Source organism: Niastella koreensis GR20-10, assembly GCF_000246855.1.
Classification (GTDB): domain Bacteria; phylum Bacteroidota; class Bacteroidia; order Chitinophagales; family Chitinophagaceae; genus Niastella; species Niastella koreensis.
Genome location: NC_016609.1, coordinates 1,491,823 through 1,508,100, shown reverse-complemented (window position 1 = coordinate 1,508,100; position 16,278 = coordinate 1,491,823). Strand labels below are relative to the sequence as shown.

At 46.1% G+C, this 16,278-nt stretch carries 10 protein-coding genes; 6 read left to right on the top strand and 4 right to left on the bottom strand.

The genetic code is table 11. The features are described from left to right. Positions 1-22 precede the first annotated feature (22 nt). The 3 genes from NIAKO_RS06055 to NIAKO_RS06045 all read right to left on the bottom strand — a co-directional run bounded on the left by NIAKO_RS06055 (position 23) and on the right by NIAKO_RS06045 (position 5,687). Complete coding sequence (locus NIAKO_RS06055; protein ID WP_014217518.1) at positions 23-3,517, bottom strand: TonB-dependent receptor; 3,495 nt, start codon at positions 3,515-3,517, stop codon at positions 23-25. A gap of 245 nt (positions 3,518-3,762) precedes the next feature. After that, a complete protein-coding gene (locus NIAKO_RS06050; protein WP_014217517.1) occupies positions 3,763-4,866 on the bottom strand; it encodes a FecR family protein in 1,104 nt (367 codons plus the stop codon). 248 nt (positions 4,867-5,114) lie between these two features. Next, complete coding sequence (locus tag NIAKO_RS06045) at positions 5,115-5,687, bottom strand: RNA polymerase sigma factor (protein ID WP_014217516.1); 573 nt, start codon at positions 5,685-5,687, stop codon at positions 5,115-5,117. Positions 5,688-5,949: 262 nt separating this feature from the next. Between NIAKO_RS06045 and ung the strand changes: the two genes are divergently transcribed. Then, positions 5,950-6,621: a uracil-DNA glycosylase gene (gene ung / locus NIAKO_RS06040; protein WP_014217515.1), complete on the top strand. Its 672-nt coding sequence runs from the start codon at positions 5,950-5,952 to the stop codon at positions 6,619-6,621. 131 nt (positions 6,622-6,752) lie between these two features. Further along, positions 6,753-7,502 (top strand): lysophospholipid acyltransferase family protein, encoded by a 750-nt coding sequence (locus NIAKO_RS06035; protein WP_014217514.1) that lies wholly within the window; start codon positions 6,753-6,755, stop codon positions 7,500-7,502. 151 nt (positions 7,503-7,653) lie between these two features. On the opposite strand, the gene NIAKO_RS06030 is transcribed toward NIAKO_RS06035, so the two are convergent. Further along, positions 7,654-10,407, bottom strand: coding sequence for a putative LPS assembly protein LptD (locus NIAKO_RS06030; RefSeq protein WP_014217513.1), 2,754 nt, complete (start codon positions 10,405-10,407; stop codon positions 7,654-7,656). A gap of 90 nt (positions 10,408-10,497) precedes the next feature. Between NIAKO_RS06030 and NIAKO_RS06025 the strand changes: the two genes are divergently transcribed. From NIAKO_RS06025 to NIAKO_RS06010, 4 genes are all read left to right on the top strand, one after another. Continuing rightward, entirely contained in the window at positions 10,498-11,523 is a 1,026-nt protein-coding gene (locus NIAKO_RS06025) for an N-acetylmuramoyl-L-alanine amidase family protein (RefSeq protein WP_014217512.1), read from the top strand. 209 nt (positions 11,524-11,732) lie between these two features. After that, entirely contained in the window at positions 11,733-12,704 is a 972-nt protein-coding gene (locus tag NIAKO_RS36440) for an N-acetylmuramoyl-L-alanine amidase family protein (RefSeq protein ID WP_014217511.1), read from the top strand. Positions 12,705-13,002: 298 nt separating this feature from the next. Beyond that, on the top strand, positions 13,003-13,971 hold the full coding sequence (locus NIAKO_RS06015; RefSeq protein ID WP_014217510.1) for an MlaD family protein: 969 nt from the start codon (positions 13,003-13,005) through the stop codon (positions 13,969-13,971). A gap of 17 nt (positions 13,972-13,988) precedes the next feature. After that, positions 13,989-16,277 (top strand): OstA-like protein, encoded by a 2,289-nt coding sequence (locus NIAKO_RS06010; RefSeq protein ID WP_014217509.1) that lies wholly within the window; start codon positions 13,989-13,991, stop codon positions 16,275-16,277. Position 16,278: the final 1 nt, after the last annotated feature.

Genomic DNA, 16,278 nt, shown 5'->3' with positions numbered 1-16,278 from the left:
GAATGGCCGATAACATTCACGATCAAAAACCTACCTGCACACCAAACTGGAACGAACGGGCGGCAGGATACTGCCCATAGTCGATACCGTTGGTGAGTGTAGTGATCTTGGAACCGATCTCAGGGTCCCAGCCTTTATATTTGGTAAAGGTCAACAGGTTTTGCGACGCAATGTATATTCTGAAACTGCTTACAGTGTGTTTGGTGAATGTTTGTAAAAAGCTGGCAGGTACCGTATAGCCTACCATGATGTTCTTTAACCGCAGGTAGGAACCGTCTTCTATCCAGCGGGTACTGGGGCGAACATTCTGGTTAGGATCGCCACTGATAGCGCGCGGTACATTGGTATGCGTATTGGTGGGCGTCCAGGCATCGAGCACAGCCGTGCCGGAACCAAACAACCTGGCCATCCCTTCACTGATAATGCGGGCGGCGTTGAAGATCTTGTTGCCCTGTACGCCCTGGAAAAACACCGACAGATCGAAGTTTTTGTAATTGGCGCCAAAATTCAGTGAGTAAGTAAAGTTGGGCAGATAATTACCGAGGAAGGTTCTGTCATCCGCGGTGATCACGCCATCGGGTTTGCCGTCTGGTCCGCTGATGTCTCTGAACTTGAGGTCACCGGCTTTTGTTTTATCGGTCTGGAACGGACTGCTGGCTACTTCTGCATCGCTTTGGAAAATACCGTCAACTATATAGCCGTAAAACGATTGAATGGTTTCGCCGGCTTTTGTTCTGGTAATGGGGGCGCCGCCACCAAAGTCCTGGTCGCCGCCCTGGTCAATGGTTGCATTGGGCGTATTCAGGCTTATCACTTTGTTTTTTATAAAGCTGATGTTACCGGTAATGTCCCATTTAAAGGCGCGCAGGTTTTCCTTGTAACCCATTTGCAGATCAACGCCGTTGTTCTCCATGGAGCCTACGTTTGCCAGCACCCCTTGGGTATTAAACCCAAATGAACCAGGCGTAGGCACGTTCAACATCAGGTTATCGGTTTTACGACGATAATAGTCGGCCGACAAAGTAATGCGGTTGTTCAATAAGCCCAGGTCAACGCCAATGTTCAGCTGTTTTGTTTTTTCCCATTCCAGGTTCAGGTTGGAGATGGCATTGTAGAACGAGGCATTACCGCCTGATGGCAACGTATTGTTGAAGGGATATAAGGCGCCGTTTTGTGATACCACCGCCTGCCAGGGATAATCGTTAGGTAATTGCGAATTGGGCAGTTTGCTGAAGATGCCGATACCATTCAACCCGGTTTCGCCATACCCGCCTCTTAACTTTAATTCCGACACGCTTTTTATATTGCGCATGAAGTCTTCCTGGTCAATTCGCCAGCCTGCTGAAACAGATGGGAAGTTGGCAAACTTTTTACCCGGCGCCCATACTGATAATCCATCGCGACGAATGGCGGCACTCAGCATATACTTTCCGCCAAACTCATAATTCAACCTGGCTACATACGAGATCAGCAGGTTCTCACTCTTGGTGCTGAAGGCGGCCACGTTGGTGGCGCCAAACATGGTTTCTATAGTGTTGGTGCTTTGGTTACCGGTCATTTGCTCACCGTATGAGCGGGTGCTTTGGGTTTCATAAACACCCGTAGCGGTGATGTGGTGATTGCCGAAGGTTTTATCGAACGTAAGCTGCTGGGTATACAACAACGTGGTGAGCGTGGTGCGTACGTCGTCGATAGCTGCCTGCGTTTCGCTGCGGCCTTTATCGCTATATATGGGTCTGAACTGATGCTGAAACAGGTTCACATGGTCTACGCCGAATGTAGAGCGGAATTTTAACCAGGGGGTAAAGTTCACATCTGCATAGGCAGTACCCAATACCTTTAAAGTTTTACGGACCGCGTTACCCAGCAACACCGCATCTTCAACCGGGTTGGTGGGGTCAGCCCCGTCAACGCTGTTCTCGGCATTCCGGTAGCCACCGTTCGTGGTAGGATCATATACCGGCAAGTAAGGCAAACTGCGGATCACATTCACCAGCCTGGTACGGTTACCGGTGGTATTATCATAGCGTTGTTTTGAATAGGACAGGAACAGGTTCTCACCAAAGCTGAACACTTTGCTGATCTTATGTTCTGAATTAATGCGGTAATTGCCTCTTTCATAATACACGCCCTGGCCAATGCCATCCTGTTTAAAATAACCGGCCGAGCTGTAAAAACGACTTACGTCATTTCCGCCGCTTACGCCAATATTGTGCTGCATCAGTATGCCGCTTTTAAAATAAGCATCCTGCCAGTCGGTATTTGTTTGGGCATACGTTTGGCTGGTGCCATTATAAATGGGCTGACTGAAATTGGCTTGCTGCAACCGGGGTGGCAGACCAATATTGGCAGCGCCGTTCAGGGCGCGTTCGTATTTCAGGTATTGATCGGTGTTCAGCAGATCGATCGTGTTCCAGGGCTTTTGCGTGCCAACATATGAATCCAGCGTTACTTTGACCCGGTTGTCGCGCCTGCCTTTTTTGGTTGTAATGAGTATTACGCCATTGGTAGCTCTGGAACCATAAATAGCAGCAGCACTCGCGTCTTTCAACACTTCCACCGATTCAATATCGCGGCTGTCGAAGTTGACGAGGTTGCCGGTTGGAAAGCCATCGATCACATATAATGGATCTGATGCAAAGTTGATAGAACTTACTCCTCTAATCCGCACTATAGGCGAGGTGCCGGGTTCACCATTGTTGGTCACCGTTAAACCGGCCACCCGGCCCTGCAGCGCCTGCTCCACGCTGGCCACCGGCAGTTCGTTGATGGCTTTTGTATTGATGGAGGAGATGGCGCCGGTTAATGAACTCCTGCGCTGGGTACCATACCCTACAATAATTACTTCGTTCATGTTGATGTTCTCGGTCAGCAACCGGACGGTGATGTTGGTTTCATCGCCCACCTTTACGGCGCTTTCTTTATACCCCACCATCGTAAACGACAGCATTTCGCCTACATCGGCGGTAATTACAAATACCCCTTTTTCATTGGTGACGGTGCCCCTGTTGGTACCACGCACCAATACCGATACGCCGTTCAGCGGCTCACCAGCTTCGTCGGTAACCTTACCGGTAATGGTCTTGGCCGGGGCTTCTTCATCCAATAGAAATTTACGGGGATCATCGGTTAGGTACATCGCCACATTGTACGATTCGCCTTTCCGCATCAACACGATCTGGTTGCCGGAAACGAAATACAGGATATTCAAAGGCGATAAACACAGCTCCAGAACATCCCCCAGGCGCTGGTTACGGGCGGTAACCGATATTTTTTGCCTTACCGGAATGCGTTGGGAACTGTAAACGAATTTAATATCAGCCAGCCGGCTGATCTCATTCAGTACCGTTTTAACTTCCTTGTTGTCTGCAACCAGGTTAATGCGCTGGTTCAGAACCTCCTGTCCGTGTACCGGACGGGCATACATCATGCCGGCAAAGCCGGTGATCAATAGTAATGGCAGCAATCCTATTCTCATAAACCGGTAGATTAACTGGTTAACGAGTACTTTTTTCATAGTTTTGTACTATTAGTTGGTTAAAGCAATCAGTTTTAATCAATGTTTGTCCCGCTACTGTTGAAGCCAGCAGGACAGACGATCTTTAAAAACCCTGACATTGGTGCGAACAATGTTGGGGTTCTTTTTTTACCCTTTATCAGGGTGGTGCCTTGATCATATTATTAATATTAATGGGTTTATGTTTTACATGCAATGTTGCTGTGTTGCCGCGTTGCGGTTCTCTGCCTTCTGCCGTCTGCCTTCTATTTACATCCTGTTGATTCAATCACTACCTGTCCGTCTATCAGTTCGTAATGGGCGTCAATAGCGCTGCAGATCAGGCTTAACTTCTGGTAGAACGTTTCACTGGAAAGGTCGGCAGTTACCGTACACTTCTTCAGCAGTTCGCTGTCAAACACAATATTGATCCCATATACTTTACTGAGGTCGCCGAATACTTTATCAAGCGGCGCATCGTCGTATACCAATGAGCGTTCTACGGCCGGGGGTACAATTATTACAGGGTTGTTGAGCAATACCTTCTGGAACTTCTGGCCGGTTCTTTCGTATACCAGTTGCTGGTTGGGGGTTAGGATGATCTCACTCATTTTGGAAGAAGCGGGCGTTGCCGCCTGTGCATACACACTCACTTTTCCCGTTCTTACTGTTACCTGGATGGTAGTATCTTTTTCAAATGAACGAACGGTAAAACTGGTGCCCAGTACCTTGGTCACAATTTCATTGGCAAAAACCCTGAAGGGCCGGTGCGGATTTTTGGTGACCTGGAAAAAAGCCTCGCCCAGCAGGTACACATCGCGTGTAACGCCGTTGCGGGCCGTATCGGCAGAGCCAAACGTATGCGCATAACTGATGCGGCTTTGGGGGGCCAGCGTTACCTGGCTTCCATCGGGCAGATTCAGCACCAGGGGTTTCAGCGAAGTGTTGGTGTGCTCTATCAGTTGTTTGGCAGCCACCATGGCTGAATAGGCATAGGGCGGTATGCGGTTATCCCTGATGTAAAAATACCAGGTGCCGGTTACACACAACAGTAAGATGGCAGCGGCATACCACCATTTTAAAGCCACCACTGTTTCCTTTTCGGGCTCCGGTATTATTTGCTGGGTAGTAATGGTATTCATTAACCGGCTCACCTCCTGCTCTACCTGGGCTTCATTGATATTACTTTGCGGAAATTGTATAGATTCTACAATACGCCGGGCAGTGGCAACCACCAGGTGTTTGTCGGGATGTTGTTGCAGCCAGGTATTCCAGAATAAATTATCTTCTTCGCGCTGCTCATGTACCCAGCGAATAAAATCTTCATCTATTACAAAATCAGATATATCATAAAGCCGGAAATCCTTCATACAGCTCGGTTATATCTGTAAGTACCGGGGATGGTGAAATCCTACTGTAGAAATGGAGAATTTGTTAAAAAAATATTATAATTGATCGGAAAAGTATCACAGGAAGACAGCTTCAAGCCACAAGCTGTAAGCTGCAAGCAATACAACACCCATGCGCGGCAACCCGCGTCGCGGCCTCCTTTATCAACCCTGTCAACGCTATCAACTCTGTCAGCCTCCCGGTCAACACGTCAACTGGTCAACTAGCCTTATTGGTTAAACATTTCCGCCTGCCACAAGCTCCTCAGCTTCTGAATAGTTTCATGTAATAGATTGTACACCGACTGCCGGCTGAGGTTCATGAGCCCGGCTATCTGGGCATGATCGAGGTGCTGATAAAATTTTAGGTAGATCAATTCATGCTGACGCTTCGAAAGCTGCGCCATTGTTTTGCGTAAGATGGTAGCCTGCTCTTCAGACATTTGCTTGTCGATGATCAGCTTCTCCACGGAGAACTCCTGTAAAAAATCGTAAGCAGATTCGTTTTCCATGGAGCCAATCCTGATAACATGTTGATGCAGCGATTTCAACACCTTATTCTTTACGGCGCGCAATAAGTAATACCGGGGAGATAGAATTTCAGCAGCGCTTTCTCTTCGTTGCCATAAACTGATAAACACCTCCTGTATACAATCCTTCACAAGGGCCTCGTCGTTGGTAAACCGGGCCCCGTAATTGTATAAGGCGGTATAATACTTTCTCATGATGGCAGCCAAAGCCTGCTCGTCGTTCTGTTGCAATCGTTGTAGCCATAAGGCCTCCAACTGGGTGTCGTTATTCAACTTCAGCAGTTTGGATAAGTTATTTAAAGCTTAACGTTGAATGCTTAACGCTGAACGCTAATACATTCGTCGATTTGGTTTTGGTTTTTGCGTTACGCGTTGAACGTTTTGCGTTCCGCATACAACAATATTACAGCATCCTTGATAATTAACTGCAAAAAAATATTAGCATTTGGAAAACGTAGCAGTTACATAGCAGGGAAATTAATATATCAAATAAATTCCCTTTGCTTATTTTTATCGCAAATATTACCAACAAACCATGGACGTACAAATTGAGGAAAGCTGGAAGTCAGCCTTAAAACCCGAATTTGCCAAATCCTATTTTCAGAATATTGTTACCTTTTTAAAGACAGAAAGAATGGCCGGTAAAACCATTTACCCGCCCGGCTCTTTGATCTTCAATGCCTTTAACACTACCCCCATCGATAATGTAAAAGTGGTGATCCTGGGTCAGGACCCGTATCACGGGCCCGGTCAGGCGCATGGACTTTGCTTTTCTGTTTCGGATGGCGTGCCGCCGCCGCCATCGCTGGTGAATATTTTTAAAGAGCTGAGCTCAGATACCGGCGTGGCCATTCCCAATCACGGCAATCTGACCAAGTGGGCCGAACAGGGTGTGTTATTATTAAATGCCTCGTTAACCGTTCGGGCTGCCGAGCCCATGAGCCATTCGCAAATTGGCTGGGCCGAATTTACCAATAACGTTATCAAAAAGATCTCGGAGCAAAAAGAACATGTGGTGTTTATGCTGTGGGGGAAATTTGCGCAGGAGAAACAGGTACTGATAGATGAAACCAAACACCTGGTATTAAAGGCGGCGCATCCCTCTCCGCTTTCTGCCTATAATGGTTTCTTTGGCTGCAGGCATTTTTCAAAGGCAAATGAGTATTTGGTTCGCAACGGTATTGATCCGGTAAACTGGGCGCTTTAATCAATAGGCAATAGACAATTGGCAATAAGCAATGTAGCCGATAATTCGGGCGCTCCCTGTATTTTTGCCTATTGATTGTTGAATATTGCCAATTGCAATGCACGTTAAAAGATAAATGGAGAATTTAGTAGATGAAAATTTTTAAAGAAATAGCCGGTCGTATTTGTGCTTTATGGGCAGCCCTGATATTTGTGATTACCATGCTACTGATTTTACCGCCGTTTTTGATGTTCAGCTATTTTGCTGAGGAGCCTAAAAAAACCAACCGGTGGGCTGCAATAGCAAGGATCTGGATGGGAACGTATCTTCCACTGATCGGTTGTCCGTTAAAAGTGCGTGGCAGAAAGAATTTTGTGCGGGGTGAAAACTATGTAGTCGTTTGCAACCACAACTCTTTTATGGATGTGCCTATCTCCTACCCGGCCATCCCAGGCGGCAATAAAACCATTGCTAAAATTGAAATGGCCAAGATTCCTCTCTTTGGGCTTATGTACAGGACTGGCTCTGTATTGGTTGACCGTAAAAGTGAAGCCAGCCGCAAGGAAAGTTATCTGAAAATGAAAAAGGTGCTCGAGATGGGTTTGCATATGTGCCTTTACCCCGAGGGCACCCGTAACACTACCGATCAACCGCTGAAAAGCTTTCACGATGGGGCATTTCGTCTGGCTATCGACAGCGGCAAGGCCATCATCCCCAGCCTGATCTTCAATACCCGCAAAGTATTACCCGCCAGCAAGCCATTCTTTCTGCTCCCGCACAAAATGGAAATGCATTTTCTGCCCCCCGTTCCCATTCAACCCGGCGAAACCACGCAGGCGTTGAAGGAAAGGGTACATCAGATAATGCATGATTATTACGTAGCGAATACGAAAAGGCAATAGGCAGTGGGCAGTAGGCTGTGGTGAAAAAGCCTAAAGATAAAAGGTGAAAGCCTAAAGCAAATACAGCTTTTGTATTCGCTTTAGGCTTTCACCTTTTGGCCTTTTACCCTGTAACTTGTAACCTGTAACGGCACTTACATTTACACATGCCTTACTGGTAAAAATATCTTGTTCTGTTTAGCCGCAGATCGCGCAGGATGCCCGACTTTGGACTGATAGTAAAGTTAAACGTCCGGTACAACCCTACCGGGGTTACATTTATGCTCAACTGCCAGCAGTGCATTTCCCGCGAAATGTACATAGAGAACTGCTGTATTTTGGAGGCCTTGATATCGTAGTACCCGTTCATCCCAAACTTCCATTTTGGCGTAAGGTTGAAGTCGCCATTCCAGCTTAAGTTCTGGAATGTTTGGGTTTGCCAGCCTGAATAATCGGGCTTGATACTTTTACTAAAGCTCATGGAGTACGATAAACTCAGCGACCAGGGCACATTGAAATCGGCAAACTCAGCCGGGTTGGCGCGAGCATACGCCAATTGCATCTGTTGCTCTTCGGCTGTTAATACCCCACCCTGCTGACGCAATGCGTCTTCTTTTGCCTGTGCAGCTTTTTTATCCTTTACATTGGAGCTTTGGAACGAGGTTGAAATGGCAATGTTACCATTGGTAATACGGCCCAGGCTTTTTTTATAACCAAACTTACTGCTCTGCCAGGTGTACCGGTTTATACGGTAACCAAATGTATCTGTTTGATAGGGATCCATAGTGGCGCCTGCCGTGATGTTGATCTTTTCAAACAGGGTACTGCGTATATATAAGCTGAACGGCGCCAGTTTAAATGAGTCGGCGAGGTAATTGTAACTGCTGGTAAAGCCAAATCCATCAATCAGGCGGATCTTCTTCAAACCGCCATTGGCAGTATCTTTTTTCGAGCGCACTTTAGCTTCTATATTATTATCTATCCCAAAGCCAATACCGCCAAAAACGCCTGAAGACGGCGCCCCGTAAATGCTTCCATCAAAATAAGAGAACCGTTGATAGTGCCCCTGTCCGGGTGCTTTTCCAAACGCTGTGTCCACCTGTACATTCTGATAAAACTTGGAACCCAGGTCGGGTTTATAACTAAAGGAAATGTTGGGCCGTATTACGTGGCGGATAGCCGCGATGGGGCTTTTCTTCCCAAATTTGTCGAACATCCCATACAGCGCAGTATTTACCCCCAGGCTGAACGACAAATCGCTGGAACGGTACAAGCCCTTGGTAATAGAAGTGTCAATCTTATAGTTTACAGAATCCCAGCTGCGGTACATTTTGCGCGAATACCATTTTTCCTGGTAGCTGATACCGGGCGAAATTTGTAAAGCGCCCAACGGTGGCAGTGACAATTGAATAGGTATGGAGTGCTGGGCGCCCCATTGCAGGGTATCCAACAGGGTTCTTACGCTGAAATCCTTTTCCTTAAAATTCATCTGGTTGGCAGCCGTACCGTTGTACCCGATACCCAGTTTCTCATACCACTTGGGCGTACCCGTAAATTCCTTCTTCTGTAAAGGATAGAAGGTATTAACAGTAAACGCCAGGTTAGGTAAACTCAGGTTGATATCCTGTGTTTGGTTGTTCTGGCTATGGTTTGCCGTAGCCGTAAGGTTATACCTGCTGCCCCAGGTTTTTGAATAAGCGATCGATGAACTGAGTGTATTAGTAAAGTTTGCCTGTGGATTGTTCGGTATTAATTGATTGAATTTGGTGGATGCGATATTAACGTTCGCTGAAAAGGTTTGGCCTGGCCGCGCCCGGCTGTCAACCGTATGGCTCCAGTTAATGCTGTACGTTTTGGAAGTGGTGAACTCCTGTTCGGTACCACTTGATAAAATACGCGAATACTGGTACGCGAGGTTCATGCTGCCATTATACCGGTATCGCACCCGGTAGGTTGGCGTGGCAAACAATGAGTAGCCGCCGTAGGAGTATAAGTTGGAGCGCAGGGTCACATCAAAATTATCGTTCAGCACTTTATAATAACCCAGGCCTTCCAACCCCAAACCAAACTGCTCGCTTTGCGAAAATTGCGGTGGCAGAATACCGGAATGGCGGCCCTGCGACAACGGGAAAAATCCAAATGGTAAATAAATGGGTACCGGCACGCCTTCAAATTCCGGGTGAATGGGCCCCGATACGGCCAGCTTCTGGCTAACCATTTTCATTTTATTGGCCCTGAAAGCGAAGTGCGGCGTATCAAGGTTACAGGTAGTAAACTGCGACCGGTAAGCATAATAATCTTTATCGTTTATCTTTTTTACCTTTTCCCCGATCACCAGCATTTCGCCCTGGATGGTCATGGTATTTTCGGTGATCCCCTTCTGGCTTTTGAAATTATATTTAATAACGTCCGAGTTCATTTTACTGCCACTCTGCAGCATTACCGGTTTGCCTATTATTTTACCTGCCGTATCTTTACGATAAGTGGCAGTCACCAGCTGCTTTTGATTGTCCATTTCAATGCTGTCGGCAGAAAGGTCCATATCCTTATACTTGATATTCGCTTTGCTGAACAGCGTGATCTTTTTATCAGGCACGTTCAAAACCATACTATCGGAGGCTTTGTAGGCCACCGGAGCATCCAGCGAATCTTCAGAAGCCGGAACATTAACTGTGTCAGTTTTGTTTATTACTGTATCTTTCGAGTGAATGGTATCGGCTATACGGCGAAGGCTGTCGGCCTTTTTAGGAATAGTATCTAGCGCCCGTACAGGTTTTGTTGTATCGGGTTTAATTTGGGTTAATGATTTGTCAAAATGGGGTATGGAAAAATAATTGGCCCAGATATTACTCGTTAATAGCAAAAGCCATAGAGATAAAATCAGGGCCGAACCATCTTTTAAATTATTTTTGCGTCCGTTCATCATATGCAGGTGGTGGGCAAAAATAGGTATTAATGCATTAAGAATATGTGAAGATTAGTGAAGATTAAAGTCTCCTAAATTCTTGAAGAATAAATGAATAAAAAAAATTTATATCGCTGCGTTATTAGCTTTTTTGTTGCAGGGTTTTTCTTGTTTTTGGGTATTAGCGCATGCGCGCAACAGAAAAACGTACTGGGGACTATCATAATCGATCCCGGCCATGGGGGCATCGATCCTGGCGCCAGTGGTCAGTTTTCGACTGAAGCCGCTGTTGCCCTCAAGATCTCACTCAAGCTGGGCAAGGCTTTGGCCACCGAATTGCCCGACAGTAAACTTATTTTTACCCGCACCACCGATGAATTACCGGGCGGTTTGAATAGTATACACGATGCCTTGCGTTACCGGGCCGATATGGCCAACGAAGCCCACGGCGATCTGTTTATTGCCATTCACTGTAATGCCAATGGCATGCGGGCCGGTGGCTGGTACGCCAAACGGGTGGTTGGGCACAAAAACCGCACTGTATATGTTGGTAAAGGATCAAAAAAGCACAAAAAAACCATCCGCGAACCGATCTACGAAAGCTATTGGGTAAAAAATAACGAGCACGGCACCGAAACCTATATCTGGGCGGCCGACCGTACCGGGTTTAAGGGAAGCGCCATCAATTCAACCGGTGGCGGCGGTGGGAATACATATGATACTACCGGCGGTGAAATGGTAGATGACAGCACCAATATGCTCGATCTGAATTCGCCCGAAGCCCTCATCAGGTCTCAATTGTACGAAAAGAAATATTTTGGCAAAAGCATGCTGCTGGCCACCATGGTAGAAGATGAATTTATAAAAGAAGGCCGTTTTAGCCGTGGCGTAAAACAACGGAATGAAAAAGGCATCTGGGTATTGCAGGCCACTGGTATGCCCAGTATTCTGGTTGAAACCGGGTTTATTACTCAAACCGAAGAAGAAGAATACATCAACAGCGATAAAGGACAGGATGAAATAGTGCAGGCCATCGTAATGGCCATCAAACGATATAAATCCAGCCTGGAAGGCGGCGCTGCCCCGGCTCAGCAAGCGAACCCAACACCCACCGAACCGGTACAAACCAGTAAATAATTATTTTTAAATTAGGGATTTTACGATCACCACTCCCCGGCTCAGGCTCAGCCTGTGTTTCATTCCGGCATTCCTGGACTCATAGGTAGTGATTTCCCTTTTTACCTTGAAATTCAATACTTTTTGAACATTAACTAATTGATAAGTCAATTGCAGCACTATCTTTGTGCAATACCGGTTACTGATTGAAATTTAAAATCCCGGAATACATGCTGCAAAAATTGATTTACTGCCTTATGGGCACGGTTATTTGCATGGTCGTATCCGCCTATGATACAGCCCCTGCTATGACCGCACATACGCATGCATATAAGCCGGGGATCAAAACTATTATTATAGATGCCGGTCATGGCGGGCGCGATCCTGGCGCCCATGGCGACCATTCCACCGAAAAAAAAGTTTGTCTGGCCATTGCCCTGAAACTGGGCAATCAAATAAAAACTGCCTTCCCGGATATTAAAATATATTATACCCGTATGGGTGATACCTATCCGGAGATAAAGGCACGGGCGGATTATGCAAACCGCAACAAAGGCGATCTGTTCATTTCCATTCATGCCAATGCGGCCCCCAAAACCAAACAATCAAAGTTTATCGGGTATAAAAAAGAGACCTATTATACCAAAAAGGGGAAGAAAAAGATAAAACACACCCGCAAGGTTAAAAATTATAAGATCACTTATCTTGATAACCCCACCCGCGGTACCGAAACCTATATCTGGGCGGCTGACCGTACCAGTATAAAAGGCGATTTTGTGGGCGAACGGATTGCCGAGGATGTGGAAGAGAGTGATGAATTTGTACCAGACATCAATGACCCCGAGTTCAAGGCCAAATCATTGTTATGGACCAAGCGCTTTTTCAACAAAAGCATGCTGCTGGCCACCCTGGTGCAGGAAGAAATAGCCAAATACGGACGGCAGAACCGCGGGGTAAAACAACGGAACGAAAAAGGCATCTGGGTGTTACAGGCTACGGCCATGCCCAGTATCCTGGTTGAAACAGGTTATATTACAAATACTAAAGATGAAACCTGGCTCAACAGTACCAAGGGACAGGGAGAAATGGCTTCCGCTATTGTAAAAGCCGTTAAACGGTACCTGAATGTGGGGGTAACCACCACCGCCCAGCCCGTTTCAAAGGCTACTACGAAAGCCCAAAGTCAAAAGGCAAAAGCTTAAAGCAGCTGCAAGCCATAAGCTGTAAGCTATAAGCAATACACCCCGGCGCGGTTTCCCCGAACTTTGAACTTTGAACTTAAAACTTGGAACCTGGAACTTGGAACCTGGAACTATCTACTCCCCCAACCCCGTCTATTTCAATTTTTTATATACTTTTGCCGTCGATAAGCCGTTTTATGAGGGCAACCTTTGAAACGAACCCGTTCAGATGAAACCACCAATACAAGAATTTCGCCCTGATGTGAACAATTGTACGAGGGGATTTGTCTGGCGATTGAAAACATCATAGCTAATACAGATGAAAATCTCCAATGAAACTAAAGTAGGTGCCCTAACCGCAGTAGCGATAACGGTACTTATACTTGGCTTTAATTTTTTGAAAGGGAAAAGCACCGGAGGCAGGGATATATACGCAGTGTTTCCGAATGTAGAAAAACTGGTGACCAGTAACCCTGTTTTTATTAATGGGTTGCAGGTGGGTAAAGTAACTGCCCTGAAGGAAAAAGACAAGAACCTGAGCGGAATTGTAGTAACCATTACTTTAACCAAGGACATTAACATTCCCCGTAATTCAGTAGCAACCCTTAATAGTGAATTATTAGGTACCACCGCTGTAAATGTATATTTAGGCAATGGCAATGATTATATGAGAGAAGGCGACACCCTTCGTACCGAACGTTCACTGGGATTGACCGATAAACTGCAAAAAAGCCTTGACCCTGCTATCAGCAACATCAACAAAACGTTGCAGTCAATGGATGATGTGTTGCAAAAACTGAATACCATCCTGGACCCTAATACCCGTAATAACTTACAGGGTATTGTTGCCAACCTGGCCTTGTCAAGCGCTTCGTTACAGAAATTGCTCAACAGCGAAACAGGAATGCTGGCAAAAACCATTGGCAACCTGAATACCATTACTTCTGATTTTGCCCGTAATGGACCAAAGATCGACAGCTCATTGAGCAATCTGCAATCAGCAACCGATAAATTGGCTAAAGCAAGAATTGATGAAGCAATTAATAGTCTGAACAGAACTATGGCAAAACTGGAAGGCGCAATTGGCAAACTGGATAGCAAAGATGGCACTGCCGGACTGCTGTTAAATGATCGCCAATTGTACGATGAGATCCGGCGCACAAATCGCAGTTTAACTATCTTGCTCGACGATCTGCGGGTAAACCCAAAACGTTATATCAATATATCTCTGTTTGGGGGAAAAGATAAAAAAGGCCCATTAAAAGCACCGCTTGATTCACTGAAATAACAAGGAAAGCTTTATCAATGATACGAAATGTGGGTTTGCCGCTGATAGTTACCCTGGTAGCGTTGTTGTCTTTTGGTAAAATACACGCCCAGGTAATAACCACCCGGCCCGGCGCAGATACTATGAAAGTAGTAACGCTGATCAATGCCGACCGGTTGAGTTATAAACACATCGGCAATGACTCAATTGACCTGCAAATGCTGGCCGGCAATGTTCAGTTAAAGCAGGAAAATACAATAATCAATTGCGACAGCGCCGTGCTCAATAAAAAAACGCGGTTTATTGAAGCTTTTGGCAATGTGCACATCATAGATAACGACACGGTGCACATCAGATCGCAGTACCTGCAATACTATCTGGACACCAAAATGGCCTACCTTAAAAACAACGTGTCATTAACTGATAGCAAAAGCGTTCTCACTACCAACGACCTCACGTATGATATGAACCTGAAGATTGGCGAATACCACAATGGTGGTAAACTCGTTAACAAGGGATCGGTATTAACCAGTAAAGATGGCACCTATTACGAAGAACTGAAGGATGTATATTTTAAAAGAAATGTAGACCTGGTAGACCCGCAATACACCTTAAAAACTGATTCATTATTATACAACACCAATACCCAGGTTGCCACTTTTATTGCTCCCACTACTATTGTCGACAGTTCAAAACGGGTCATCAATACCAGCGAAGGGTTTTATGATACCCAAAATCGAAGAGCCTCCTTTGGCAAACGGCCCACGTTGAAAGACGGGGCGGTGCGCATTACAGCCGATAAGGTAGACAACGATAACGAAGGCAAAAGTATTTTGCGTGGCAATGCCGTGTATGTAGATACCGCCCAGGGCGTATCGGTACTGGCCAATTATATTGAAGCCAATAACCAGGAAGGTTCCTTTTGGGCTACCCAGCGTCCGTTGTTAATTATAAAACAGGACAAGGATTCCATCTACATCACAGGTGATACCCTTGCATCGGGCCGGTTGAGTATGTTTGAAGCCATGATGAAAGCCAAACGGGTTCGCGATTCACTTAACCAGGTAGCAGCGGCGGCAGATTCTGCGGCTAAAAAAGTCACCGCAAGCGCCAATATCAGCAAGCTACAGCCCAGGACGCTGAATCTCGTTGTTAAAAATACTAGCATAAGCAGCTTATCGGTAAATATAGATTCAACCACCGGGCATCCCAGGGTGGTGATCGATACGGTGGTGGCGAAAAAACCTGAGATCAAAGATGTAGCCCCTGAGCAACCCAACGCTGCCAGGCAAGTAATTGCCGATTCTGCCAAAAAGATAGTAACCGATACGGCGCTGATAAAAGTTCCGGTAAAAACAGATGTAGTTACATTATCACGCGAAGCAGATAAACCGGTAATAAAAGATACCGCGCTGGTTAAAAAGCCAGTGCTTAAAAATATTCCAGCCCCTGCCCCAACAAAGGCGGTTGCCGGCAAGCCAGCAAAGCCTGCTGAAAAAGAAAACAAAAACGACAGTACCGACCGCTACTTCCAGGCCTGGCACCACGTACGCATTTTTTCCGATTCCATGCAGGCAGTATCAGACAGTTTGTGGTACTCGGGCAAGGATTCCGCATTCAGATTATATACCAACCCCGTGTTATGGGCCAGCAAAAGCCAGATCACCGGCGATACCATCTATCTGTACACGAAGAATAAGAAACCAGATAGAATGTATGTATTCGAGAATGGTTTTGCCATCAATGAAAGTGATTCCCTGGGCGCCGGCATGTATAACCAGATAAAAGGAAACCGCCTGAATGGTTATTTCAAGGATGGCGAAATGGATTATATGCGGGCAACGGGCAATGGAGAAAGCATTTATTATGTGAAGGATGATAAAGGCAAGCTGGTTGGTGTTAACAACGCTACCAGCGATATCATCGACATGCGGTTCAAGAACAAGGAACTGAATAAAGTAGTTTTCATCAGCGAAGTAAACGGTACGATGTACCCCATAAAACAGGCTAAAGACGAAAACAAAACGCTTCGCAACTTTAAATGGCTCGAAAGCCTTCGGCCAAAAACAAAATATGAGTTGTTTGAGGATATTAAAAAAGCTGTCATCATCAATGACAGCACTTTAACGGACAGCACCGGCATGGATAGTACCCTGGTAGACAGTTTGCACCTGGATAGTATTCCCGTAAAAACGCCGTTTGCGCCCGGCATCATCAAACAACCAAAGGTTGACCAACCGACCCAGCCGTCAAAGCAACCCGCAGCGCCGTCAACCCCACCAGCCGATAAAACTGAACCGGCTGCTATTCGCAGAAAAAAATCATAAG

Bases quoted from the DNA above. Each gene is read 5' to 3' on its own strand.
- NIAKO_RS06055 (WP_014217518.1), bottom strand. From the start codon at position 3,517: ATGAAAAAAGTACTCGTTAACCAGTTAATCTACCGGTTTATGAGAATA.
- NIAKO_RS06050 (WP_014217517.1), bottom strand. From the start codon at position 4,866: ATGAAGGATTTCCGGCTTTATGATATATCTGATTTTGTAATAGATGAA.
- ung (WP_014217515.1), top strand. From the start codon at position 5,950: ATGGACGTACAAATTGAGGAAAGCTGGAAGTCAGCCTTAAAACCCGAA.
- NIAKO_RS06035 (WP_014217514.1), top strand. From the start codon at position 6,753: ATGAAAATTTTTAAAGAAATAGCCGGTCGTATTTGTGCTTTATGGGCA.
- NIAKO_RS06030 (WP_014217513.1), bottom strand. From the start codon at position 10,407: ATGATGAACGGACGCAAAAATAATTTAAAAGATGGTTCGGCCCTGATT.
- NIAKO_RS06025 (WP_014217512.1), top strand. From the start codon at position 10,498: ATGAATAAAAAAAATTTATATCGCTGCGTTATTAGCTTTTTTGTTGCA.
- NIAKO_RS36440 (WP_014217511.1), top strand. From the start codon at position 11,733: ATGCTGCAAAAATTGATTTACTGCCTTATGGGCACGGTTATTTGCATG.
- NIAKO_RS06015 (WP_014217510.1), top strand. From the start codon at position 13,003: ATGAAAATCTCCAATGAAACTAAAGTAGGTGCCCTAACCGCAGTAGCG.
- NIAKO_RS06010 (WP_014217509.1), top strand. From the start codon at position 13,989: ATGATACGAAATGTGGGTTTGCCGCTGATAGTTACCCTGGTAGCGTTG.